30 protein-coding genes are annotated in these 22,691 nt (G+C 40.0%); 9 read left to right on the top strand and 21 right to left on the bottom strand.

The features are described 5' to 3' along the window. The gene (parE, locus tag NSQ64_RS10185) at nt 1-1,968 is read right to left on the bottom strand and encodes a DNA topoisomerase IV subunit B (protein ID WP_007499323.1); all 1,968 of its coding nucleotides are present in this window, start codon (nt 1,966-1,968) and stop codon (nt 1-3) included. Between the two features lie 415 nt (nt 1,969-2,383). After that, nucleotides 2,384-2,797, bottom strand: coding sequence for a CoA-binding protein (locus tag NSQ64_RS10180; protein ID WP_341016322.1), 414 nt, complete (start codon nt 2,795-2,797; stop codon nt 2,384-2,386). Nucleotides 2,798-2,951: 154 nt separating this feature from the next. Between NSQ64_RS10180 and plsY the strand changes: the two genes are divergently transcribed. Continuing rightward, on the top strand, nt 2,952-3,533 hold the full coding sequence (gene plsY / locus NSQ64_RS10175; RefSeq protein ID WP_008343794.1) for a glycerol-3-phosphate 1-O-acyltransferase PlsY: 582 nt from the start codon (nt 2,952-2,954) through the stop codon (nt 3,531-3,533). 96 nt (nt 3,534-3,629) lie between these two features. Then, nucleotides 3,630-3,917: a HesB/YadR/YfhF family protein gene (locus tag NSQ64_RS10170; RefSeq protein WP_008343795.1), complete on the top strand. Its 288-nt coding sequence runs from the start codon at nt 3,630-3,632 to the stop codon at nt 3,915-3,917. A 41-nt stretch (nt 3,918-3,958) separates the two neighbouring features. Here the strand turns inward: NSQ64_RS10170 and NSQ64_RS10165 are convergent, their stop codons facing one another. The 7 genes from NSQ64_RS10165 to acnA all read right to left on the bottom strand — a co-directional run bounded on the left by NSQ64_RS10165 (nt 3,959) and on the right by acnA (nt 8,751). Continuing rightward, nucleotides 3,959-4,267, bottom strand: a complete 309-nt coding sequence (locus NSQ64_RS10165) for a hypothetical protein (RefSeq protein WP_024719080.1) — start codon at nt 4,265-4,267, stop codon at nt 3,959-3,961. A 3-nt stretch (nt 4,268-4,270) separates the two neighbouring features. Next, the gene (locus NSQ64_RS10160; protein WP_008343800.1) at nt 4,271-4,693 is read right to left on the bottom strand and encodes an acyl-CoA thioesterase; all 423 of its coding nucleotides are present in this window, start codon (nt 4,691-4,693) and stop codon (nt 4,271-4,273) included. Nucleotides 4,694-4,796: 103 nt separating this feature from the next. After that, a complete protein-coding gene (tlp, locus tag NSQ64_RS10155; protein ID WP_017359579.1) occupies nt 4,797-5,039 on the bottom strand; it encodes a small acid-soluble spore protein Tlp in 243 nt (80 codons plus the stop codon). 15 nt (nt 5,040-5,054) lie between these two features. After that, on the bottom strand, nt 5,055-5,198 hold the full coding sequence (locus NSQ64_RS10150) for an acid-soluble spore protein N (protein ID WP_008357830.1): 144 nt from the start codon (nt 5,196-5,198) through the stop codon (nt 5,055-5,057). Between the two features lie 51 nt (nt 5,199-5,249). Next, nucleotides 5,250-5,375, bottom strand: coding sequence for an FbpB family small basic protein (locus NSQ64_RS10145; protein ID WP_003211002.1), 126 nt, complete (start codon nt 5,373-5,375; stop codon nt 5,250-5,252). 76 nt (nt 5,376-5,451) lie between these two features. After that, nucleotides 5,452-5,955, bottom strand: coding sequence for a TlpA family protein disulfide reductase (locus NSQ64_RS10140; RefSeq protein WP_008343807.1), 504 nt, complete (start codon nt 5,953-5,955; stop codon nt 5,452-5,454). Between the two features lie 66 nt (nt 5,956-6,021). Continuing rightward, a complete protein-coding gene (gene acnA, locus NSQ64_RS10135; RefSeq protein ID WP_024719082.1) occupies nt 6,022-8,751 on the bottom strand; it encodes an aconitate hydratase AcnA in 2,730 nt (909 codons plus the stop codon). 220 nt (nt 8,752-8,971) lie between these two features. Between acnA and sspO the strand changes: the two genes are divergently transcribed. From sspO to NSQ64_RS10115, 4 genes are all read left to right on the top strand, one after another. Further along, nucleotides 8,972-9,118: a small acid-soluble spore protein O gene (gene sspO, locus NSQ64_RS10130; protein ID WP_017359581.1), complete on the top strand. Its 147-nt coding sequence runs from the start codon at nt 8,972-8,974 to the stop codon at nt 9,116-9,118. Between the two features lie 17 nt (nt 9,119-9,135). Then, on the top strand, nt 9,136-9,282 hold the full coding sequence (locus tag NSQ64_RS10125; protein ID WP_003211331.1) for a small acid-soluble spore protein P: 147 nt from the start codon (nt 9,136-9,138) through the stop codon (nt 9,280-9,282). A 102-nt stretch (nt 9,283-9,384) separates the two neighbouring features. Continuing rightward, nucleotides 9,385-9,774, top strand: a complete 390-nt coding sequence (locus NSQ64_RS10120) for an Hsp20/alpha crystallin family protein (RefSeq protein ID WP_341016312.1) — start codon at nt 9,385-9,387, stop codon at nt 9,772-9,774. 259 nt (nt 9,775-10,033) lie between these two features. Next, a complete protein-coding gene (locus tag NSQ64_RS10115) occupies nt 10,034-10,462 on the top strand; it encodes a DUF2621 domain-containing protein (protein WP_007499335.1) in 429 nt (142 codons plus the stop codon). 21 nt (nt 10,463-10,483) lie between these two features. Here the strand turns inward: NSQ64_RS10115 and NSQ64_RS10110 are convergent, their stop codons facing one another. Next, entirely contained in the window at nt 10,484-10,966 is a 483-nt protein-coding gene (locus NSQ64_RS10110; protein ID WP_039167726.1) for a CcdC family protein, read from the bottom strand. A gap of 94 nt (nt 10,967-11,060) precedes the next feature. Then, nucleotides 11,061-11,768 (bottom strand): cytochrome c biogenesis protein CcdA, encoded by a 708-nt coding sequence (locus NSQ64_RS10105; RefSeq protein WP_024719085.1) that lies wholly within the window; start codon nt 11,766-11,768, stop codon nt 11,061-11,063. Between the two features lie 208 nt (nt 11,769-11,976). Here NSQ64_RS10105 and NSQ64_RS10100 point away from each other — a divergent pair, with 208 nt between their 5' ends. Beyond that, nucleotides 11,977-12,150, top strand: coding sequence for an aspartyl-phosphate phosphatase Spo0E family protein (locus tag NSQ64_RS10100; protein WP_369810454.1), 174 nt, complete (start codon nt 11,977-11,979; stop codon nt 12,148-12,150). Between the two features lie 269 nt (nt 12,151-12,419). Here the strand turns inward: NSQ64_RS10100 and NSQ64_RS10095 are convergent, their stop codons facing one another. The 6 genes from NSQ64_RS10095 to yneA all read right to left on the bottom strand — a co-directional run bounded on the left by NSQ64_RS10095 (nt 12,420) and on the right by yneA (nt 16,836). After that, nucleotides 12,420-12,638 carry a YneF family protein gene (locus NSQ64_RS10095; RefSeq protein WP_003212379.1) on the bottom strand — a complete coding sequence of 73 codons (219 nt, stop codon included), beginning with the start codon at nt 12,636-12,638 and terminating at the stop codon, nt 12,420-12,422. A gap of 84 nt (nt 12,639-12,722) precedes the next feature. Further along, nucleotides 12,723-13,169, bottom strand: coding sequence for a sporulation inhibitor of replication protein SirA (sirA, locus tag NSQ64_RS10090; RefSeq protein ID WP_024719086.1), 447 nt, complete (start codon nt 13,167-13,169; stop codon nt 12,723-12,725). A 198-nt stretch (nt 13,170-13,367) separates the two neighbouring features. Continuing rightward, nucleotides 13,368-15,371: a transketolase gene (gene tkt, locus NSQ64_RS10085; RefSeq protein WP_341016306.1), complete on the bottom strand. Its 2,004-nt coding sequence runs from the start codon at nt 15,369-15,371 to the stop codon at nt 13,368-13,370. Nucleotides 15,372-15,559: 188 nt separating this feature from the next. After that, nucleotides 15,560-15,790, bottom strand: a complete 231-nt coding sequence (locus tag NSQ64_RS10080) for a DUF896 domain-containing protein (protein ID WP_008343816.1) — start codon at nt 15,788-15,790, stop codon at nt 15,560-15,562. 69 nt (nt 15,791-15,859) lie between these two features. Beyond that, nucleotides 15,860-16,507 (bottom strand): YneB family resolvase-like protein, encoded by a 648-nt coding sequence (locus NSQ64_RS10075; protein ID WP_017359583.1) that lies wholly within the window; start codon nt 16,505-16,507, stop codon nt 15,860-15,862. Between the two features lie 17 nt (nt 16,508-16,524). After that, a complete protein-coding gene (gene yneA, locus NSQ64_RS10070; protein ID WP_007499348.1) occupies nt 16,525-16,836 on the bottom strand; it encodes a cell division suppressor protein YneA in 312 nt (103 codons plus the stop codon). Nucleotides 16,837-16,995: 159 nt separating this feature from the next. Between yneA and lexA the strand changes: the two genes are divergently transcribed. Then, complete coding sequence (lexA, locus tag NSQ64_RS10065; RefSeq protein ID WP_007499350.1) at nt 16,996-17,616, top strand: transcriptional repressor LexA; 621 nt, start codon at nt 16,996-16,998, stop codon at nt 17,614-17,616. 47 nt (nt 17,617-17,663) lie between these two features. On the opposite strand, the gene NSQ64_RS10060 is transcribed toward lexA, so the two are convergent. Beyond that, nucleotides 17,664-18,107 carry a hypothetical protein gene (locus tag NSQ64_RS10060; RefSeq protein ID WP_008343821.1) on the bottom strand — a complete coding sequence of 148 codons (444 nt, stop codon included), beginning with the start codon at nt 18,105-18,107 and terminating at the stop codon, nt 17,664-17,666. Nucleotides 18,108-18,403: 296 nt separating this feature from the next. On the opposite strand from NSQ64_RS10060, the gene NSQ64_RS10055 reads away from it, so the two are divergent. Next, complete coding sequence (locus tag NSQ64_RS10055; RefSeq protein ID WP_007499353.1) at nt 18,404-18,946, top strand: IseA DL-endopeptidase inhibitor family protein; 543 nt, start codon at nt 18,404-18,406, stop codon at nt 18,944-18,946. A 32-nt stretch (nt 18,947-18,978) separates the two neighbouring features. On the opposite strand, the gene NSQ64_RS10050 is transcribed toward NSQ64_RS10055, so the two are convergent. From NSQ64_RS10050 to NSQ64_RS10040, 3 genes are all read right to left on the bottom strand, one after another. Beyond that, nucleotides 18,979-19,827, bottom strand: coding sequence for an STAS domain-containing protein (locus tag NSQ64_RS10050; protein WP_017359585.1), 849 nt, complete (start codon nt 19,825-19,827; stop codon nt 18,979-18,981). A 143-nt stretch (nt 19,828-19,970) separates the two neighbouring features. Beyond that, complete coding sequence (locus tag NSQ64_RS10045) at nt 19,971-20,351, bottom strand: NucA/NucB deoxyribonuclease domain-containing protein (RefSeq protein WP_224559893.1); 381 nt, start codon at nt 20,349-20,351, stop codon at nt 19,971-19,973. A 227-nt stretch (nt 20,352-20,578) separates the two neighbouring features. Further along, nucleotides 20,579-22,573 (bottom strand): glycosyltransferase family 39 protein, encoded by a 1,995-nt coding sequence (locus NSQ64_RS10040; protein WP_341016303.1) that lies wholly within the window; start codon nt 22,571-22,573, stop codon nt 20,579-20,581. Between the last annotated feature and the right edge of the window lie 118 nt (nt 22,574-22,691).

The following is a 22,691-nucleotide window of genomic DNA, read 5'->3' as shown; positions in this document are numbered from 1 at the left end:
TTAAACCTCCTCAGCTAGCGACAAGTTTTCATTTTCAAGAATGTTGCTTTCCTCATCAAGTCCAAAGGCGACATTCTTTTCAATCCATTTACGGCGTGGTTCTACTTTGTCACCCATCAGTGTCGTGACGCGGCGCTCCACCCGTGCAGCATCATCGATCTTCACCCTGACAAGCGTTCTCGACTCTGGATTCATTGTCGTTTCCCATAGCTGGTCGGCATTCATTTCACCTAAACCTTTATAGCGCTGAATCGTATATCCTTTTCCAACTTTCTTTAGTACGTCATCCATTTCTTCATCAGACCAAGCATATTCAATGACTTCTTTCTTCCCTGAGCCTTTGCTAACTTTATATAAAGGCGGAAGGGCAATGAATACTTTGCCATGCTCAATCAGCGGCTTCATATAGCGGTAGAAGAATGTAAGCAATAGAACCTGAATATGCGCGCCATCTGTATCAGCATCTGTCATGATGACAATTTTGTCATAATTGATGTCTTCTACATTAAAATCGACACCAACCCCGCCGCCAATGGCATGGATAATGGTGTTGATTTCTTCGTTTTTGAAAATATCCGCAAGCTTTGCTTTCTCTGTATTAATGACCTTTCCTCGAAGCGGCAGCACCGCTTGGAATTTTCGATCACGTCCTTGCTTGGCTGATCCACCAGCAGAGTCGCCCTCTACTAGATACAGTTCATTTCTTGCTGGGTTTCTAGATTGAGCAGGTGTTAATTTTCCGCTGAGTGTTGCTTCAGATTTTTTCCGTTTCTTGCCGCTCCTTGCTTCTTCTCTTGCTTTTCTAGCCGCTTCTCTTGCCTGCTGCGCTTTAATCGCTTTTTTCACAAGCAGTGTCGCCGTTTCGCGGTTTTCTTCAAGAAAATAAGCCAATTTTTCAGAAATCACGGCATCAACAGCTGACCTTGCCTCACTCGTTCCAAGCTTTCCTTTTGTTTGCCCTTCAAATTGAAGAAGTTCTTCAGGAATTCTGACAGAAATAACAGCTGACAGACCTTCACGAATATCCGTACCTTCTAAATTTTTGTCTTTTTCTTTTAAAAGGGTCACTTTGCGTGCATATTCATTAAAGGCTCTCGTCATGGCCGTTTTTGCACCAGACTCATGCGTACCGCCATCTTTGGTTCTTACGTTATTGACGAACGACAAAATATTTTCTGAATATCCGTCGTTAAATTGAAAGGCAAAATCGACTTCAATGGACTGATGTTCCCCTTCAAACGAAACGACTTCACTAAGTACATCCTTTTCCTCGTTTAAATAAGCAACGAACGCTTCAATACCTGTCTCATAATAAAAGGTTTCCTGCACATCATGGCGCTCATCAATCAGCTCTATTTTTAGCCCTTTTAATAAAAAGGCTGATTCTCTTAAACGCTCTGATAATGTATCAAAATTATAGGTGGTGACACTGAACATCGTTGGATCTGGCTTAAAATGAATCAGTGTACCGGTCTTTTTCGTTTTCCCGATTTTTTCAAGTGATGTGACTGGCTTTCCGCCATGTTCAAAGCGCTGGTGATAAATAAATCCATCGCGTTCTATCGTCACGGTGAGCCACTCTGAAAGTGCGTTCACAACGGACGCCCCAACCCCGTGAAGTCCACCACTTGTTTTATAACCGCCTTGACCAAATTTTCCGCCTGCGTGCAGGACCGTTAAAATGATTTCTGGTGTCGGTTTTCCAAGCTTATGCATACCAGTAGGCATTCCGCGCCCTTTATCTTGGACGGAAATGCTGTTATCTTTATGTATTTTGACAATGATATGATCTCCATGGCCCGCGAGCACTTCATCGACAGAGTTGTCTACAATCTCATAGACAAGGTGATGAAGACCGCGTGAATCCGTCGATCCAATATACATCCCTGGGCGTTTACGGACGGCTTCAAGCCCCTCTAGCACCTGAATAGAATCATCGTTATAATCTACTTGCTGCTTTTTAACCAAATGCTTAATCCCCTTTCACTAACAAACATAACCGGCTAATCATCAATGATCTCTCTAGATTTTAATGATGATCATGCTGCTCATTACTGTCCACTTTAATAAGCTGCATCATCACCATGCATGTGTGATTCAGCGATACATGCTCTTTTGCACGGTTATGAGAATGTTCTACATTCTGCAATCAGAACTAGAAGTCCATTATAAACAAGACTGTTTCATAAGCCAAATGCAATCATATGATGGTTTTAGCAAAACAGAACAAATGTTCTATATTTATCTTATCGCTCTTTTTCTCGATATGCAAGGTCACCGATAGGTCCCTGTCGCCTTATTTTATCGCTTTCTTCTAGAATCGCAAATATATTTCTGCAACAAAAAAGCAAAAATCCTTGAAAAACCAAGGATTTTTGACGATTTAATGAGTTTTTGTCATCGCATGAGCCACTTTGATACATAAGTCCATGATGGCGACCTTGCCATTTTCCTCAATCAGCCTTTTTGCCTCTTCACGATATACGCCTTGCTGCGCCCAAAAAACAGGTGCGTCTATTTCAAGAAATTCTTTCGCCACCTCAGGCAAAAACTCAGAACGTCTAAAGACATTGACGATATCAACAGGCTCTTTTATGTCTTTTAAAGAGGCGACCGCTTTTACCCCAAGTGCTTCATCAATCGTTGGATTGACAGGAATGATGTCATAACCGGCATCCTGCATGGCTTTTGAAACCATATAGGACGTTCGGTGCGGCTGATCTGACAAACCTACAACTGCAATTCGCTTACTGCTTTTTAATATACGCCCAATTTCTTGTTTTGAAGGATGATTCATCCAGACACTCCTTTTCTTCTATTTTAGCGAATTTCTTGTTAAAAACAAAGCTGAATTCATCGGCCATCGTTTTTTTCAAAAAAAGATCGCCATGTTTTTCATAAGATCATGTTAAAATGTAAGACAAGAGGGAGAATATAAAGGAGTTATGCAGATGTTAATTGCTTTGATGTTTATTTTGGCTTATCTTCTCGGCAGTATTCCATCAGGTCTCATTGTCGGGAAAGCTGCAAAGGGAATCGATATCCGTGAACATGGCAGCGGGAATCTAGGTGCGACGAATGCATTCCGTACACTAGGTGTGAAAGCAGGGTCCATCGTTATCACCGCTGATATTTTAAAGGGGACTCTTGCTTCGGCTTTACCGTTTTTCATGCAACTGGACATTCATCCCTTATTAGCAGGAGTTGCTGCTGTTATCGGTCACAGCTTTCCTGTCTTTGCAAAATTTAAAGGGGGAAAAGCGGTCGCTACATCAGGCGGCGTGCTGTTATTTTATGCCCCGTTCTTATTTATCACGATGATCGCTGCTTTTTTCTTATTTTTATACATTAGTAAATATGTTTCATTATCATCTATGCTGACTGGGATCTACACATTCATTTACAGCATATTCACCCAAGATCTATTTTTAATTATTGTTGTTGCTGTTCTTGCTGGCTTTGTGATCTTCAGACACATCGCCAACCTCAAACGAATTCTCAACAAAACTGAACCGAAAATCAAATGGCTTTAGCCGTTTCATCAATTTAAATATGTGGTAAAAGTAAAGAAAAGCTGTTTTTGCATCCTGCATTTAAAAACAGCATGACTTCAAAAAGGGGCGATCACATTGAAATTAACGATAAAAGATGATGCACTCAATTGGTACAAGAATGAACTGGATTTAGAAAAAGGTGATCATGTTCGCTTTTTTGTCAGATATGGCGGGTGCAGTAATGTACAAAAAGGCTTTTCTCTCGGCGTCGCAAAAGATGAACCTCAAAATGCAGGCGCAACCGCTGAAGTAGAAGGCATTACTTTCTTCGTGGAAGAAAGTGATATTTGGTATTTTGACAACCATGATCTGCATATTGATTATAACGAGTCCGTGAAAGAACCAGAATTTCATTATGAATAAACAAAAAAGATACCTCATCCCTCGGGTATCTTTTTTGTTTATCACTCAATATAAAGTCCATACTCCTGAATGTTTCCTAATGACCGCTCTTTTTGCAAAATCCGTTTTTGCGAATCACCGATGAGATCAAAATGAGGAAAACCTTCGCGAACATGAATCCACTCTTTCTTTAATCCATGCTTTTGTCCCCAAGCGATTAATTGCTCCATATCCTGACAGGCTGCCTTTGTAACAGTATTCGCATGCGGAAAACGGTCATCAAGCCAATAGTGTGTCAAAAAGGCCACATTCCCTTGCCGAACAGCTGATTTCCAAGCATTTAGATCCTTTCTTTTAATACCAAATGCCATGAATCAAACCTGCTTCTTGGACTGTTCGTATACGCTGTGCCATGCAGGGAAAGCTTTTCTAAATTGAATCGGTCTAAAGGTTTCTTTGTCCACACAAATATGTGAGGTGGTCCCTGTAATAGCCGTTTGTCCATCAGGTTTTTGTATTTCATAGCCATACACTGTTTTCACGCCGTTATATTCTTCTATCCATGTGTGAACTGTAGCCGTTTCACCGTACAGTAGTGGTTTCTTATATTGAACCTGAAGATCGACAACAGGTGCAAGGACACCGTCTGCCTCTAACTGGGCATAGGAAAAGCCTAATTCTTTAATTAACGCTGTTCTCCCGACTTCCATCCAAATTAAATAGTTGGCATGATACACAATGCCCATTTGATCTGTTTCTGCATAACGGACTTCTATTTCTTTTTTAGATACATACACGTTTTCATCGCTCTCCTATCAAAACCTAACGTCTCTGACATTTTACCACATTCCAAATGGTTCTTCTAAAAAGAGGCAATAAAATAAACCAGGAATCCCTGGTTTATTCAGTGTAACCGCTCTTTCTTGCTGCTTCCTCGTCCTTTATTTCAGAACGCATTGCGTCAATACTTGTTCTACGGTTTTCATTTTTTTGCTTGATCATCTGCTTTTCTTCCTCTGTTGAAAGACCCATTGCTGCTTCAGATTCATCAATATTTTCAAGTGTGTTTTCGATCATATCCTGCAGCTTCTCAACATTGTCAGAACGATCATCTGGATTGGATTGATATGACTTGTCATTCATCATGCTTCCCTCCTATTATTCGCCCTTCGTCTGTATCACATCAGGCTGTTCATTCGATTTATTATGCATCTTTTTGCCTTTATTTCGTTTGTATGCTACAGGTTTTGTCCCTAAATGGTCTGGTGTAAACTGCGCTTGTTTATCATGCTCTCTACCCATCATTCATCCCTCCCTCTTCTTTAGGATGAACGAAAAAGGACAAATCATAACTTATTTCTGTCTAAATCGCTCTTCCAACTTTTCTTCAAGCTGGTTTAAAAATTCCTCATTGCTTAATAATTCTTTTTTATTTTCAAGCACAAGTTCTTCAAATGTACGGCGCTTTCTTCTTCTCATGTCTATCACCACCTCCACTCTGTTCATACCATTTTCGCCAAAACATTTAGAAAATAAGCAAAAAAGAGCTGAATCATTATAGATCCAGCTCTTTTTCAATTTCTTTTTTTGTGAGCATTTGATGCTTTACAGACAGGATACGCCCTTTTTCATCTAGTATGTATGTCGTCGGATAGGAAAGTACCTGATATCTCGCTTGAATACCTTTTTGATCTAATAAAACAGGAAAACTGACCTTAAGTTCATCAATAAATGAGGCGACGTGATCCACACTCTTTTCAGTGTTCGTCAAATTCACCGCTAGTACCTCAACTTGGTCATTTTCACTTCTAATTGCATCTAGATCTGGCATTTCTGTTCGGCAAGGCTTACACCATGTCGCCCAAAAATTGAGGAGTACTTTTTTCCCTCGATAATCAGATAACGATGCCGTTTTGCCATCAAGGGTTTTGAGCTCAAAATCAGGGGCTTTGTCCCCTGTTTCAAGACCGATGGCAGGTTCTTTTGGTCCGAATACATTCCATGCAAGTAAACCAATCAACACAAGTAAAACAGCGCTTGCCATTCCTTTTTTCCACATGATTGATCCTCCACTATGTTAAAAAAGAAGAGAAAGCTGTCTAATCGCCTTCTCTTCTTTGCTTTATTAGTTGCTTGCCAATTTTTCACGCAAGACCATTTGAAGGATACCACCATGACGGTAGTAGTCAATTTCGACTTCACTGTCAAAGCGAACAATTACTTCAAATGTTTTCTCGTTGCCATCTGTATCAATTGCTTTTACAGTGACAAGATCACGCGGACGAACTGTTTCATCAACATCTACTTCGAATGTTTCTGTTCCTGTTAGTCCATAAGTTTCTGCACTTTCACCGTCTTTAAACTGTAAAGGAAGTACGCCCATGAAGACAAGGTTACTTCTGTGGATACGCTCAAAGCTTTCCGCTAGAACGAATTTAATTCCAAGAAGATTTGTTCCTTTTGCAGCCCAGTCACGAGAAGAGCCCATTCCGTAATCTTTACCTGCTAAGATCGCAAGACCAGTTCCATCTTCTTTATAACGCATGCATGCATCATAAATGGATGTCACTTCACCAGTTGGCCAGTACGTTGTATACCCGCCTTCTGTTCCTGGTGCGATTTGGTTCTTAATACGGATGTTTGCAAAAGTACCTCTCATCATAACATGGTGGTTACCACGGCGAGATCCGTATGAGTTAAAGTCTCTAGGCGATACGCCTCTTTCTTGCAAGTATTTACCCGCAGGCGTGTCTTTACCAATCGCTCCAGCAGGAGAAATATGGTCTGTTGTGACAGAGTCACCGAACTTCGCCACGACGCGCAATCCTTTAAGCGGTTCAACTTTACCAGGTTCAACTGATAAGTTTTCGAAGAATGGCGGGTTTGCAATGTATGTGGAATCTTCATCCCATTTATACAATGCATCGTCCGTCGTTTTAATTTCATTCCAACGGTCATTGCTGTCAAATACAGTTTCATACTCTGAACGGAAGAGTTCAGGTGTAACTGTGCTTTTCACAACACTGTTGATTTCGTCCATTGATGGCCAAATGTCATTGAAATAAACGTTCTCACCATTTTTATCCACACCGATAGGGTCTTTTGTTAAATCAATATTGACCGTACCAGCAAGTGCATACGCCACAACTAATGGTGGAGATGCAAGGTAGTTTCCTTTCACAAGCGGATGGATACGTCCTTCAAAGTTACGGTTACCTGATAAAACAGAAGTGATCAGCAGATCATTTTCAGAGACAGCATCCTCAATTTCTTGTGCAAGCGGTCCTGAGTTTCCGATACAAGTTGTACAGCCATACCCAACGATGTTAAATCCGAGGTCTCTTAAGTATGGAAGAAGTCCTGAGTTCACGAGGTATCCTGTTACAACCTTAGAACCTGGCGCTAGTGACGTTTTCACGTAGTTTGGCACCTTCATGCCAAGCTCACTTGCTTTCTTCGCAACAAGACCTGCTCCGATTAAGACGTATGGGTTCGATGTATTCGTACAGCTCGTAATCGCTGCAATGGCAATCGCACCTGTCTTCATCACAGCTTTTTCACCATTTGCTAGATCAAATTCGATTTGTTTGTCTAGCTCTGATTTTTCTAAGCCAAACCCTTGGTTACCAGCTGGGCTTTCGATGTGTTTATGGAACGTCTCTTTCATTTGAGAAAGTGGAATCAAATCTTGTGGACGCTTTGGACCAGATAAGTTTGATTCAATTTGAGAAAGATCAATTTCCACAACATCTGTAAAAATTGGCTCTTCTGCATCTGGCGTATAGAATAAGCCATTTGCGCGAGAATATTCTTCAACGATATTAATTTGCTCTTCATCACGTCCAGTAAGGCGAAGGTAAGCTAGCGCTTCTTCATCTACTGGGAAGAATCCGCAAGTAGCACCGTATTCTGGCGCCATGTTCGCAATTGTTGCACGATCTGCTAACGGCAATTGTGCAACACCAGGTCCGAAGAACTCGACGAACTTGTTCACTACGCCTTTTTCACGAAGAACTTGTGTCACTTTTAAGGCAAGGTCAGTTGCAGTTGTTCCGTTTGGAAGCTCTCCAACTAATTTAGCACCAATAACTTCTGGTACTGGGAAGTATGAAGGCTGACCAAGCATACCAGCTTCTGCTTCGATACCGCCAACGCCCCATCCAAGTACACCGATACCGTTAATCATTGTTGTATGTGAGTCAGTACCAACTAATGTATCTGGGTAAGTGATGATCTCGCCATCTTCTTCGATTGCATGAACAACACTTGCAAGATACTCTAAGTTCACTTGGTGAACGATCCCTGTTGCAGGCGGAACAGCTTGATAATTGTTAAACGCTTTCTTTGCCCAGCTAAGGAAGTTATAACGCTCTGCGTTACGTTCGAATTCTAAATCCATGTTAATGTTTAATGCATCTTCAGTTCCAGCTTTATCGACTTGTACAGAGTGGTCAATGACCAGGTCAACTGGAATTTCAGGGTTGATTTTATCTGGGTCTCCGCCCACATCTGCCATTGCTTTTCTTAAAGAAGCAAGGTCAACGACAGCTGGCACACCCGTGAAGTCTTGTAAAATAACACGAGAAGGTTTAAATGGAACATCAATTTCTTTTACCTCGGCAGTTCCCCATTTTGCCAAGTTTTCAACGTGTTCCTTTTTGATCACTCTACCGTCTACTTGGCGAAGCACTGATTCTAAAAGTACCTTAATGGAATAAGGCAGCTTAGAAACATTTCCGATTCCTTGTTTCTCGAGTGCTTCTAACGAATAATAGTGATACGTTTTCCCATTTGTCGAAAACGTTTTTCTAGATTGAAAAGCGTCTTGTTTAGCGACTTGCTGCTGTTTCGACATGTCCAAAATCCCCCTTTTGATGATCAAGATCAATTTCAATTCTCAGAAAAATCGTCGTATTTCACCACAATTTTCTCACAATTTCATCTTAAAACAAATTCATACATAAGTAAATAACAATGCTTTTATTAAATTCAATAAGTTTAGCTTATCACAAGGAAATGATTACTCTTCATAAACTGAGTAGCATGGGTTCATACTAATGCTGAGGTGATAGAACATGACAAAAAGAAAAGCAAATCATGTCATTGACGGCATGAACGCAGCCAAAAGCCAAGGAAATGGTGCAGGTTATATAGAAAATGATCAGCTCGTTTTAACAGAAGAACAAAAGCAAAACAATAAAAAGCGTAAAAAAAACCAATAAGAAAGGAGTGAGAAAAGATGACGAACAAAAACACAGGGAAAGACATACGTCAAAACTCTCCTAAAGAACATCAAGGCGGGCAGCCTGAGCCACTATCAGGCAGTAAAAAAGTGAAAAACCGCAACCATACAAGACAAAAGCACAATTCACATCATGATATGTAAACATTTTCTCTAAAGCCCGTGACCAAACGGGATGTTTTAGGTCTTTCACACATTTCAGCTTTCATCATATGATTTATTATGAGATGTGATGGAGGAGTGTTTATGGAGAATGAAAAGCAAGTGAATTCCTCTGATTTTCTTGAAATAGATGATTGGCTGAGTGTATTAATGGACGATCCTTTTGCATGGTATGACGAACAGCTCCCAATCGATCTTTATGAAACGAGCCGTGATTATATTATTGAGATCGACCTCTCCACCCTGTCGATCACTGATTTAAAACTGACCTTTTCCGGATGTGAGCTCATCCTCGCTTATTTGATTGATGGAAGAGAACAGCCGATTGAAAAAAGTGTCATGCTCCCTTTTTATTTGAACGACAAAGACATTGATACAGATTACGAAAACAGAATCATATCAATCAAAATCAAAAAGGATGCCCATCGTCAAGACGGAGCATTTTCCTTTCAAATGCCGCACTTCAAACATTAAGAGCCCGCCTGTATACAGGCGGGCTCTCTTCCGTTCGTTTCAAGTCAATACCTTGTGCGAACCACCATGGCCAAATAGTAGAGTCGCTATACAATAATGTATTCCTTTTCTACTAAATGGTTTGGGTCATTCTAGTAAATGGGCGCCTCTTAATCAAAAAAGGCGTTTATAGAGAAAGAACACATACATTTTTGTTATTTTCTTCTACCTTCCCTTCATGTAAAATAGAATAGAGAGAAGGGATATAGGGAGTGAGAACATGTTAAGCGGCTGGTTTTTGTGGTTCATTTTATTTTGGGGTACAGTGATGATTGGATTACTAGCAATCGGTGGCTTTTTTATGTTTCGCAAGTTTTTAAAACGATTGCCGAAAGAAGACGGGAAATCAGAGCTTGATTGGCAGGATGAATATATTCAAAAGAGCCTGCACCTATGGCGCGATGAAGACAAACAGCTATTAAATGAGCTAGTATTACCGGTTCCAGAGCTGTTTAGAGATGTCGCCAAAGAAAAAATCGCCGGTAAAATTGGCGAGCTGGCACTTAAAGAACAAGCGGCCAGCATTAATTTAGACTTAATCATTCGCGGCTATATTATCGCTACACCGAAGCGGGATCATAAATTTCTACTAAAGCGCCTTCAAGAAAAAAAGATCGACCATTCACCATATGAATCTTTATTAAAATAACCTCCTTTTTAAAAAGGAGGTTTAATTTATTTGGGCCTGCTGCACATCTAATTGTTTAGACATCTTTCTAAACGACAAATACATCGCAACACGCCAAGGGACAATCATGCCAAAGGCTAGAATCCAAAACATCCCGCTAAGCGCACCATAATCAATGGAAGAGCTTAAAATCGTCTTCATTCCGATACGAAGGACAAGAAGCCCAATGAGAATAAACACAAATGCTTTTGAACGCTTCAAATAGATTTCATTGCCTCTAATTTCAAATTTCGATGTTTTAATTAAAAAGATAGAGAAAAACATCCCTACAGTAATCGCCTCTAAAAATTCAGCTCCAGTTACTTGAAACATTGGCACAAAAAACATCAGTGCACCAGTGCTCATAAAGATAGGAGGTAATATAATTTTTTTCGCGGTTGCAGGTTTTGCAGATGATTTAATGCGAATAAACATGACGGCTACCGCCATACATACCGCCACTATAGAAGAAATTATGATCATCATATCAAATCATTCCTTTATTCTTTAAGGTCAGCCTATGTATAATATACTCCAATTGACGAAAAAAAACCATTCGCCGCGACTGTAGAAAACGATTTCAAAAACCTCTAAATCCACCAAGCAGGGACGAGACCATAATGATAATCCAAGTCATAAGATCAAAGAACAGCAAAATCCCTACCACGATCATAATAACTCCGCCAATTCTCATAATGAGCTGCTGACGCTTTCTGATCCAAGCCATTTTTGTGATGAAAAAGGAAAGAACAAAAAATGGGATAGCAAAACCTAATACATACGCAATCATGTAGGTCACAGCGGACTCTGGCTTGTTGCTGGCAAGTGTGATGACAGCTGATAAAATCGGGCCGGTACATGGTGTCCAACCAGCAGCAAAACCCATTCCGATGAGAATCGATCCAAAAAAACCGGCTGGACGATTTTTAAACTGCAACCTCTTTTCTCCCATTAAAAAAGAAGGCTGAAATACACCAAGAATCATAAAGCCAAAGAAAATAATGAGAATGGCACCAATTTGACGAATCGCATCTTGATATTCAATGAAAAACTTCCCAACAAACGATGTCCCAAATCCAATGGCAATAAAAATGAGAGAGAATCCAATTAAAAAGAATAATGTATGAAGAAGACTTCTCCTTCTCAGCATCACCTTCTCAGATTTCACTTCATCTATACTAACGCCCGTAATATAGGATAAAAAGGCTGGATAAAGTGGCAGACAGCACGGTGAGATAAAAGAAAGAAACCCTGCTCCAAACGCTAAAAAGTAATTCAAATCTGACAAAAGAACACCCCCTTCTTACAATATACAATAAGAGATGACAAATTCATTTCATTTTTTTTACATCATCTCAATAAAGATGGTCTAATCTCTTAAAACCTTATATAATTTAATTTGACATCAAGATACCAAACCCTTTAAATTTGAAAATAAACCTTAAAATGGATATAATAGAACCGATTCTTTTTATCAAGATTTGCATGAAAGGAACATGACTTTGGTAAAAACATCATTATTAACTCAAATTGAAGAAAAAAGAGAAGAGTTGATGAAAGTTGTCTTGCATAATGGGATGACATCAACAGTGACCATCGAACATAGCCAGCAGCTAGATCATCTCCTCTTACAATATCAACGACACTTACACTCAAACTCAGCCAACTAATGATATCTCAAGATAGAAACAAATGCCGCACGATTTTAGAAAAGTTGATATGTGTGACAATAAAAGAAACAAAAACCTCTGCTCACAAGGGGTTTTTTGTTTTGTCTTTAACGGACGGTTCATGGCAAAATAAAAACCACTTTCCCTGCTTTATTCATGCAAGTACAGTGGTTTTATGCGTCTGATGAAGGTGACTTCAATAAAGAAAGGACATCGCTTGTCCAATCTTTAGGGACCATGTTCCATCTATGATCATAATAACGTACGTATTATTTCGCTTGGTTGTTCATGGCTTTCATCATTTGATTGATTTTCTTTTGGGACGGTTTCATGCCCATTTGCATCATCATCATTCGAAGCATTTGTTCATTAATTGGTGGATTCTTTTTTAAGTAGCTCATCATATACTTACGAGCAATAAAGAATCCGAGTGCAACTCCTGCAAGCAGTGCAACAACGCCTACAAGGATGACAACCCATAAATCCATAATTCTTCCTCCTTCATGTTGTCTCGTATAAAGTGTACTAAACAAAAGGCTATTATACAACATTTCACGTTCAATTTTATTTTTTTAAACAAAATTCCTCACTTTTACCGGATTGAGCCACCCGTGCTTCTTTGATCCAAAGTCCATAGCCAGGAAACAAGGACTAATTTTTCTGAGTACTTCAAAAAACACCGCTTCTGCCTCATAACTGCCTGTGGCAGACATTTGAATGTAACGGTCTTTTATAATGAATGCGGCTGTGCCTTTTCCATCTGGTAGCGATGCACTGTATATTGAGCCTATTTGTGTATAGTGAATATTGGTTAAATTGTTCAGTAAACGCTGGTGCATATGAAAAGCAGGGATTCGTTTCGTTACATAATCCACTTGCTTAACAAGCATGACTAATTCGTCATCACTGCGGTTCGTCCAGTGTAACGATTCAAACAAATGAAACAAAATAGATTCTCTACCAAAATAATGATGAGCAAACTCATCCTCAATCCAATAAATATAATAATGGCGTTCCATGTCTATCCCTTCCTTTCACATTTCGTCAATCTCGCTTATTGCTTGTATTATACAAAAATGTGAAAGAAAGAATTGTCTATATATGAAGCAAGAAGAAACTAGTTTTGTCAAAAAAACAAGAAAAAAGAAAAAAGTTTGCAGAGCATAGTGAAAAGCTCTGCAAACCGACTGCAAAAAAGCATGATGCTTGGAGACTGATTATTTATTCAGCTTTGCTTTTACGCGGCTCACCACGTTGCTGACAGTGAAACCGTATTTTTCAATAATGGTTTCGCCTGGTGCAGAAGCGCCAAATTTATCAATCGCAATCACATCGCCATCAAGGCCAGTGTAACGTTCCCAGCCAAGTGAAGCACCCATTTCGATTGCAACACGTGCTCTCACTGCTTTAGGAAGAACGGACTCTTTGTATTCGTCTGACTGCTCATCAAAGCGATCCCATGCAGGTAAGCTCACGACAGAAACGCGAATGCCTTCTTTTTCAAGTGCTTTTTGCGCTTCAATGGCTAAACCTACTTCAGATCCTGAAGCGAGTAGAAGAGCTTCTGGCTGTGCATCAGCTGCTTCAACGACGACATATCCACCTTTTTCTACGCCTTCATACGCCTTCTCTGGTGCTTGATCAATCGTTGGAAGGTTTTGACGAGTAAGAACAAGCGCTGTCGGTTTATTCGTTGAAGATACAGCAATTTTCCATGCTGCAGCTGTTTCGTTTCCATCAGCTGGACGAATAACAGAAAGGTTAGGCATCGCACGTAATGAAGCGAGCTGTTCAACTGGCTCATGCGTTGGTCCATCTTCCCCAACCGCAATGCTGTCATGCGTAAATACATAAGTGACAGGAAGTCCCATTAATGCAGCAAGACGAATGGCAGGTCTTAAGTAGTCAGAGAAAACAAAGAATGTTCCGCCGAATACACGAAGTCCGCCGTGAAGTGCCATACCGTTTAATGCTGCACCCATTGCGAATTCTCTCACACCAAACCAAATGTTTCTGCCAGCGTAATTCTCTCTGCCAAAGTCAGTTGTATCTTTGATTGTTGTTTTATTTGATCCAGCAAGGTCAGCAGACCCGCCAATAAAGAATGGTACTTGTTTAGCAATGCCATTTAATACTTCTCCCGAAGAGGCACGAGAGGCAAGGCTTGAACCTGCTTCATAAACAGGAACCTCTTGATCCCAATTCTCAGGAAGTTTTCCTTCAATCGCAAGCTTCAGCTGAGCTGCTAGTTCTGGATATTCTTTTTCATATTGCTCAAACAGTTCATTCCACGCTGCTTCTTTTTTCTGTCCAGTGTCTTTTACAGCTGTTTTGAAATGATCGTACACTTCAGAAGGTACATGGAAATCTTCTTCAAACGTCCAAGAATAAGCTTCCTTCGTTAGCTTCGCTTCCTCACTGCCAAGCGGTGCACCGTGCACCCCAGACGTTCCCGCGCGGTTTGGAGATCCGAAACCGATTGTCGTCTTCACTTCAATAAGTGTAGGTTTGTCTGTACTTTGTTTGGCTTTTTCAATGGCAGCCGTCACTTCGTCAATGTTATTGCCGTCTTTTACATAAAGAACTTCCCAATTCATCGCTTCAAAACGATTCTTCACATTTTCAGAGAAAGAACGATCGAGGTCGCCATCTAAAGAAATGTCGTTTGAATCATAAAGAACAATTAAACGGCCTAAGCCTAAATGACCAGCAAGTGAAGCAGCTTCAGAGGAAATGCCCTCCATTAAGTCTCCATCTCCGCAAATGCTGTATGTATAGTGATCCACAACATTAAAGTGATCTTTGTTATACGTTTCTGCAAGATGTCTTTCTGCAAGTGCCATTCCTACAGCCATCGCAATCCCTTGTCCTAAAGGACCTGTTGTCGCATCTACGCCCTCTGTATGTCCAAACTCAGGATGTCCAGGTGTTTTGCTTCCCCATTGGCGGAATTGTTTTAAATCTTCGATGCTCAGATTGTATCCGCTTAAATGAAGCATGCTATATAAAAGCATAGAGCCATGTCCCGCAGATAACACAAAACGGTCTCTGTTAAACCAATTTGGATTTTGCGGACTTACGTTTAAGTGATTCGTCCATAAAGCGTATGCCATTGGTGCAGCGCCCATCGGCATTCCAGGGTGACCGGAATTCGCTTTTTCAATTGCGTCTATGGAGAGAGTACGTATTGTTGCAATAGATTTCAATTCAATCGTTTCCATATAAATCCCCTTCCGTATCTTGTGTACACCATTATCATAAATCTACTGTCCTTTTTTCACAACTATTTCACGCCGAAAAAGAAGGATTTTGTCACATTTAGTTTATCGATCGCCTAAAAACTTATGCAAATATGAAAAAAGATGAGAATATTCCTCCCATCTTTTCAAAAATAAAGAAATGATGACCTTTAATGAAGATTCTGGTCTCTTTCTCTTTTTAATTTTTCTGGTGTGACATCGTTTCCTTCTGGATCGACGATTTTCACGGTTTTGAGTGTATTTTTCATAGAAGAACGAAAAGCCTTTAAATATTCCTCTCTTAATTGCTTCTGTTCTGTTTTCTCAGCGTCCGACAAACCGGCTTCTTTCGACTTTTTTGAAAGCTCATTGATTCTTGCAAGCTGTTCTTTAGAAATCATGACAAACTCCTTTAAAACATTTTCTCTACATACTACTAAATATCAGTCATTTTTACAACAAATCACGCTTTAAGTCGCAAGCCCTTTTTCATATTCTTGGTACCTTCTATGGACGGTTGCTTTTGAAATGTCAAAACCAAGTGCCTGCAATGTCACTGCAATTTCAGCGAATGTCATGTTGTTTTTTCTTAATCGAACAATTTCAGAAATCGGTACTTCAATACGTTCGCGGCCAGGCGCCTGTTCTTGGTGTTTTAAATTTAGTTCGGGTTGATACCCTCGCTCAACAGCTTTTTTCATCCCACGCTTAATTTTCAAATTATGAATTTTCCGCTGATACTCTTCTACAACGCCTACAATTTCAATGACCATCTCGTCTGCTTCTGAAAGCTCAAGCTCTCCTCTATGAAATACGCTGTACACCTTGACTTTTTCTTTAAACAGACAATGAAGAAGAGCGATTTTCGCCTGCCCTCTTCCAAGGCGTGTCTCATCTTGAATGAGAACAGCATCGATTTCTTCCTCTTTCAGCGCAGCCAGCATGTCAAAAACACCGTCACGATCAAGATCGTATCCACTTGCTTTTTCTTTAATCACTTTGACTACATTCATCTTGTGCGCTGCAGCTAAAGCAAGCAGTTCTTCTTCTTGTCTTTTAAGCGAGGTTTCTTGCTCTTCTTTGGCAGTACTTACTCTCGCATAAATGATTGCATTCATGTCTTCAATCGACCTTTCTACTGTACTGTTGCAAGTTGATATACGACTGGATGCTCTTTTTTAACTGGAATCACAAGGATATCTCCCGGCTGGATGTCAGTTGAAGCGAGATCATTGTGTTCAGTTACCCAGTCAATAAAAGCATTTTTATCGATTGATTTACTGTCGTTTACTTGATCAGCTAATCCCCAAAGAGTATCACCTGATTGAACCTCTATTTTAACATATTGATTTGGATCATTATGGCTAGTGACTGCAATAAGTGAGAGAAATATGCCAACGATGAATGAGAATAGCCCAATAAAAATAATAGATTCCTTTAACCTCATAATGTCATCTCTCCTAATAGAATGTGTGTTCGTTCTTTCTGACACTCATTATAAATACGAACAAACGTTTCTGTCAAACGTTTTTTTCGAACCTATGTTTGTACTGTTAGGAAAAACATGCTATAATTTCTTTAAAATTGACGTTTTGAGGTGCAAAAGATGACGAAGCTATCAAAAAGACAACTCGATATCCTGAAATTCATAAAAGAAGAAGTAAAAAGCAAGGGTTATCCCCCATCCGTTCGTGAAATTGGCGAAGCTGTCGGTCTAGCATCCAGCTCAACTGTCCATGGACATTTAGCTAGACTAGAAACGAAAGGTTTAATTAGAAGAGACCCAACGAAACCTAGAGCGATCGAAGTACTAGATGAAGAGGAAATGAATATTCCAAAAAGCGCTGTAATGAATGTTCCAGTCATCGGAAAAGTCACAGCAGGCTTGCCTATCACGGCTGTTGAGAATGTAGAAGAATATTTCCCACTTCCAGAAACTTTTGCAGCGCCAGATGAACAAGTATTTATGCTTGAAATTATGGGAGAAAGTATGATCGATGCAGGTATTTTGGACAAAGACTACGTCATTGTGCGTCAGCAAAGCACTGCCAACAATGGAGATATTGTGGTGGCTATGACAGAAGAAGATGAAGCAACAGTGAAACGTTTTTATAAGGAAGATACACACTTTAGATTACAGCCCGAGAATCCATCAATGGAACCGATTATTTTACAGAATGTGAGTATACTAGGTAAAGTGATTGGCGTATTTAGAAATATTCATTAAAAAAAGCCGGTATTTCATCAATTGCTGATGAGAGCCGGCTTTTTCTTTTATGAACAAGAATATGCAAGAATACTAGAGCTTGGGAACGAGCCAAATGTAAAGTTCGGCCATATGAAACCCGTTGTACGGCCAAAAGGCTGCGAGGAAAGAACATACATGAGAAATACTTGACCGTTTCTAAGGAACACAATGGTCCACCTTCTATTACATCCAGCTGCAAATTGAACCGTTTGCTGGCTTCCGCCTACACTCTGCCCCGCAATGAGCGGCTGCATACTTTGAGGCTGAGAAACTGCTTGTTGATATTGCGAGATGATATGCTGCGGCGGGGCTGGCGGGACCGACTGTCCTCCTGCACCTTGCCCTTGCCCAGTCCCTCCGAATGGCAATCCGGGAAATCCTCCAACTTGAGAAATAGGAAACGCCGGCATGCTTTGTACCTGCCGATCGTACAAGTACCCATTCCACGTACCTTCATATGGATTATACATACTAAACACCACTTTCTTAGACATTCATCACGACAGTATATGTCATACATAAAAAAAGAGTGTTGAGGAGACAAATAGAAATCTTTCCAAAAGACGTTTTATTCTTCTTTAGAACGGTTAAATACTAATGAGGAAGAAAAAAATAAAAAAATGAAAACTTTTTGTCTCCCTCAAACGTTATATATGTAGAAAGAAAAGAAATAAAAAACATTTAGATTTAATACTTGTAATATCTCTGTAACTATTGTAACATTTGTAACATAAGAAGTTTTCATTGAGAAAAGGAGGCAATCGCCTTGAAAAAATTATTTGTTTTATTAACCGCTATTATGCTTATGATCTCATTACAAACAACAACACTGGCCGCTTCCAAAAAATCAGCCGCTTTGACAAATAAAGAAGCGTTACATATTGCCCTTGATGCAAGAGAACACTTTTGGAGTGCGATGTCAGGCTACAACATTAAAGAGCATTCAGATTACAAATTAAAATCATTTACTTATAAAGATATGACTTACAACTACCTGTCTAAAACATTTGACACAAAGAAAAAACTAAACAGCTATCTATCTCAAGTTTTCACAAAAGATGCCATTACTCACGGTTTAAAAGACTATCAGTTCATCGTTCATAAAGGAAAAATGGCTGTGCCAGTTGGTGATGGAGACAATATGCTTAATTGGGATAAGGCAACACCTAAACTCGTCTCTAAGAAAAGTACAATCCGCACATACGAATTCACAGTACCAACACTTGATGGACGTAAAGTAAAACGTACTGTCACTTTCGAGAAAGTACAAAACGATTGGAAAGTAACAAAAATTGACGCTGTAATCTAAATAAAAACCAGGCCGTTCACTAGGCCTGGTTTTTATATGGATGAAAATTCAGTCATACGATCTAAAGCGTGAGCAAGTGATGAAGCCGTTTGAAATTCATTAAAAGGAAGTCCAAGCTGTACAGCCGTTTGAGCAATTTCTGGTCTAATCCCTGAAATGGTCGTATCAACCCCAATTAACCGTAGTGACGTGACAAGATCAAAGATTTGATGTGCTACCATCGTATCAATAATGACGACACCTGATAAATCAATACATAAATGTTGAACACCTTTTTGCGAACACTGTTTTAATGTATTTTCTAAGATAATCTTTGCTCGCGCAGTGTCAATATCTCCAACTAAAGGCAATAAGGCAACATGACTTTTTAACACAATGACTGGGGAACTCAGCTCATAAATCATGTCTCTTTGTGCAACGAGTTTTTTGGTGGTATTTTTCACATATTGCTGAATAAAGACATGAATTGAAATGTTAAATGCCTCAGATATCAAATCATACCAATAAAATATTCGATCAATGTCAATATCACCTTGATGCTGTTTTATAAACTCTTTTAAGTAATGAAGAACCACTCTTTGATTGGACATATATTCTCTCACGACGTAATCTAATGGTGTGTTCAAGTGCTTCGGATCACTTGCTAAGTCTTCAGACCATTTTTTAAATTTCGTATGTAAATACGTCTTGTCTTCAATAAGTGCGCGGATAAAATGCTGATAATAATCTTGATTTTGCCGTTTTAGCTCTGCTATGATGCTGGAATCTGTTGAACGATAAATGGATTCTGGATCATCATCCTCAATTGATTCATACCATGTTTCAGTCAGTTTCTCTGCATGTTGCATGAAAAAATCGTATAATGCACGGTTCTTTTCCATAAGCATATGTCCCTTCACATTTTCTACTTGTCAGTCTTTGTACCTGATGGATTGATTGTACCATTGAATCTTTTGTACCTGCTAGCTCGAATACGCTCCTGTTGAACAAAAAGAGCCCCTCTCAAGGAGCCTCTTGTCTATGTTTATTTGACAATAAATAAAATTCGTTTCCCGTCAGGATACCCGCTGATTTGATGCCCGACCCATGAACCAGCGCCTCTATTATCTGATGGACTGACATATTGAACGCTCGCCCCCTTTCCTCCTTCAAGACACACCGCCATCGGCCATTCATCCCGGTCAAAACCAGGTTTTGTGGGAATTCCTTTTAATGATTCTTGCCTGCGGGCATCTGCCCCATTTCGGTCAATGGTACACACGTCTGAGTGCCCTTTTCGAATAGCTTCTTGAATATGACTGCCTGTTTCAGGATACCGTTCCTTAGGAAATTGAATCACATGATCATAACGATCTGCTCCTTTTGCGGAACGATCCTCTCCAAAACCACCTAATAACGCACCCATCCAAATGACAAAACAAAGAACGACAGCAGCGATCCAGCCTTTTCTCATCTTCAAAAGCTCGTGACCTCCTCATACTTTTGATGAAATGATGTTGACTTGAAGGGAATGAGTCATTTTTAATGTATGAGTGGCTGAGTGATGACATGTGAAAAACATGAGCTGAATCTTCCTGGATACTGATCCATAAGAAAAAACGAATGATCTCTTCATCATTCGCCTTGTTCTACTTAAGATATTTCATCTACTCTATATAATGTTTCGTTTTGTGAAGACATCTCGGATGGCATCCCCTCTTCAGCTGATGTGGATCGTTTATATTCTTCAGATGAGATGACTGTACCATGTGATTTAATCCAGCTAACCAATTTGCTGTTAGCTGATGACTGATTGTCTGGTAATAAAAAGTATTTCACCTTTCCTTGTTGAATAAGTGCTTTTAATTTGTTGACAGTCAAAATAGGATCTGTCCCATTAAAACCGCCTAAAGCCATGACATTCTCATCTTCATCAATGATATATGGCGCTGCGGTAACAGTTGTAAGCGTTGCAAATAAATACGTTTCACCTGTTTGATGAGCCTTTAAATAAGTGAGTAAGCCTTGATCGACACTAGATGTAAACATGTTCCCTCCTCGTGAACTAGCCAGCTGTACACCTGCCTCTGGAAGAACAGCATTTCCACCATATATGATTGGGGTGGCGGACCAAAAACCTGGAAACAGTAACAGCGTTGTCAAAGCAGTGATGAGCAGTCGTTTCATGATCAATTGTTTTTCTCTGTACATCAGCAATAGGATAGCGATACTTGTTCCCGCAATCGCAATGGCATACATCCAAATACTACTGATTTGAGTCGTATAGTTACTCAAAATATACCCTTGGAAGATGGCTGTAACAGCGATTGCTGCTGGAAGCAAATACGCAGATACTCCTTTGTTTGCCTCAAATAACTCTCCCATCTTCTTAGCTCCTATGCCGCATAGTGCTGCAATAGGCGGGGCAAGCATAATGAGATAGTAATGGTGAAAGAAACCCGCAATACTAAAGAATCCGGCAGCAGGAATCAACCATGCTGTCCAAAACATCGTTTGTTTCCATTCATTTAATTGAGCTTTTCTCTCCTTCCACCAGCTGATGATCATCCCTAAAAGCCCAAACAAAGCAAACGGCAGCATCCAACTGATTTGACCTGACAATGCAGATTGAAATAAACGAAATATACCGGGATTCCCAGTGCCATACATATTCATACTTTGTTGACCTACAGCACTTCCAGGCGGAGAACCACTACCTGAACCATGTTGAGGTGGCATCATTTGATTTTGGGATGGAGGCGGCTGATTTCTGTTTGACTGATCCTCTGACGAATTCCCTAATCCAGAATTGTCTGGCATCACCATACCTGCTTGCTGGTTCATGTCACCAAAGGATTTCCCTGTCGTCTGACCAAGCAGCCGTTCCGTGCCGTTATACCCAAAGGCAAGTTCTAACACTGAATTTGTTTGACTGCTTCCCACATAAGGGCGCTCACTTTCAGCTCTCATATCTACAGCAACTGCCCACGATAGAGATAAGCAGACTAATACGACGATCGAGCATAAGAGAGAGAAAATTTTCTTTTTTAACGGTACGCGAGCAGCAATGAAATAGTAGAAAATAAATGCTGGAACGACCATAAACGCTTGCAGCATCTTCATATTAAATCCTACCGCTACCAAAGCGAAGGCCATAAGAAGCCAGCGCATCTTTCCGCTTTTTACAGCACGCATCAAGAAATATGTACCCGCAAGTAATGTGAAGACAAGCATACTGTCGATATTGTTCGTTCTGCTTACAGCTGCGGCAATTGGCGTGAGAGCCATAACGGCCGCTGCCACCCTTGCAGCACCTTGACCGAAAGCCGGTTTTATCATGAGATAAAGAAGAAGAACAGACCCCACTCCAGCAAGTGCCTGCGGCAATATCACACTCCATGTATGAAAGCCAAAAATAAGTGCACTGATGGTTTGAATCCATAAAACGACGGGTGGTTTATCAATTGATACGAATCCAGCTGCATCAAATGAGGCATAAAAAAAGTGATGGAAGCTTTTGGACATACTTTTGACTGCAGCTAAATAATATTGATTGGCACTGTCATTCTGCCAAATTTGATAAGTGTAGAGAAAAGCTGCAATCAATAAAATCAACAACAATATCATATCTATTTTTTTATTTTTCACTCATATCTCTTCTTTCTTTTTCATTTATTTCATTCAGCATAGCTTGTAAATATGAAATAGTGATGAACAAAAAAAGAAACTTTTCTGCATTTGACAATCAAAAAAGCCTGTCCCCTGT

The organism is Bacillus sp. FSL W8-0183, from assembly GCF_038006825.1.
Classification (GTDB): Bacteria; Bacillota; Bacilli; order Bacillales; family Bacillaceae; genus Bacillus; species Bacillus altitudinis.
Note: the sequence above shows the minus strand (reverse complement) of the source record. Positions and strands in the feature narration are given on the sequence as shown.

Bases quoted from the DNA above. Each gene is read 5' to 3' on its own strand.
- NSQ64_RS10180 (WP_341016322.1), bottom strand. From the start codon at position 2,797: ATGAATCATCCTTCAAAACAAGAAATTGGGCGTATATTAAAAAGCAGT.
- plsY (WP_008343794.1), top strand. From the start codon at position 2,952: ATGTTAATTGCTTTGATGTTTATTTTGGCTTATCTTCTCGGCAGTATT.
- NSQ64_RS10165 (WP_024719080.1), bottom strand. From the start codon at position 4,267: ATGGCATTTGGTATTAAAAGAAAGGATCTAAATGCTTGGAAATCAGCT.
- tlp (WP_017359579.1), bottom strand. From the start codon at position 5,039: ATGAATGACAAGTCATATCAATCCAATCCAGATGATCGTTCTGACAAT.
- NSQ64_RS10150 (WP_008357830.1), bottom strand. From the start codon at position 5,198: ATGGGTAGAGAGCATGATAAACAAGCGCAGTTTACACCAGACCATTTA.
- NSQ64_RS10145 (WP_003211002.1), bottom strand. From the start codon at position 5,375: ATGAGAAGAAGAAAGCGCCGTACATTTGAAGAACTTGTGCTTGAAAAT.
- NSQ64_RS10140 (WP_008343807.1), bottom strand. From the start codon at position 5,955: ATGTGGAAAAAAGGAATGGCAAGCGCTGTTTTACTTGTGTTGATTGGT.
- acnA (WP_024719082.1), bottom strand. From the start codon at position 8,751: ATGTCGAAACAGCAGCAAGTCGCTAAACAAGACGCTTTTCAATCTAGA.
- sspO (WP_017359581.1), top strand. From the start codon at position 8,972: ATGACAAAAAGAAAAGCAAATCATGTCATTGACGGCATGAACGCAGCC.
- NSQ64_RS10125 (WP_003211331.1), top strand. From the start codon at position 9,136: ATGACGAACAAAAACACAGGGAAAGACATACGTCAAAACTCTCCTAAA.
- NSQ64_RS10120 (WP_341016312.1), top strand. From the start codon at position 9,385: ATGGAGAATGAAAAGCAAGTGAATTCCTCTGATTTTCTTGAAATAGAT.
- NSQ64_RS10115 (WP_007499335.1), top strand. From the start codon at position 10,034: ATGTTAAGCGGCTGGTTTTTGTGGTTCATTTTATTTTGGGGTACAGTG.
- NSQ64_RS10110 (WP_039167726.1), bottom strand. From the start codon at position 10,966: ATGATGATCATAATTTCTTCTATAGTGGCGGTATGTATGGCGGTAGCC.
- NSQ64_RS10100 (WP_369810454.1), top strand. From the start codon at position 11,977: ATGACTTTGGTAAAAACATCATTATTAACTCAAATTGAAGAAAAAAGA.
- NSQ64_RS10095 (WP_003212379.1), bottom strand. From the start codon at position 12,638: ATGGATTTATGGGTTGTCATCCTTGTAGGCGTTGTTGCACTGCTTGCA.
- sirA (WP_024719086.1), bottom strand. From the start codon at position 13,169: ATGGAACGCCATTATTATATTTATTGGATTGAGGATGAGTTTGCTCAT.
- tkt (WP_341016306.1), bottom strand. From the start codon at position 15,371: ATGGAAACGATTGAATTGAAATCTATTGCAACAATACGTACTCTCTCC.
- NSQ64_RS10080 (WP_008343816.1), bottom strand. From the start codon at position 15,790: ATGATTTCTAAAGAACAGCTTGCAAGAATCAATGAGCTTTCAAAAAAG.
- NSQ64_RS10075 (WP_017359583.1), bottom strand. From the start codon at position 16,507: ATGAATGCAATCATTTATGCGAGAGTAAGTACTGCCAAAGAAGAGCAA.
- yneA (WP_007499348.1), bottom strand. From the start codon at position 16,836: ATGAGGTTAAAGGAATCTATTATTTTTATTGGGCTATTCTCATTCATC.
- lexA (WP_007499350.1), top strand. From the start codon at position 16,996: ATGACGAAGCTATCAAAAAGACAACTCGATATCCTGAAATTCATAAAA.
- NSQ64_RS10060 (WP_008343821.1), bottom strand. From the start codon at position 18,107: ATGTATAATCCATATGAAGGTACGTGGAATGGGTACTTGTACGATCGG.
- NSQ64_RS10050 (WP_017359585.1), bottom strand. From the start codon at position 19,827: ATGGAAAAGAACCGTGCATTATACGATTTTTTCATGCAACATGCAGAG.
- NSQ64_RS10045 (WP_224559893.1), bottom strand. From the start codon at position 20,351: ATGGGTGCGTTATTAGGTGGTTTTGGAGAGGATCGTTCCGCAAAAGGA.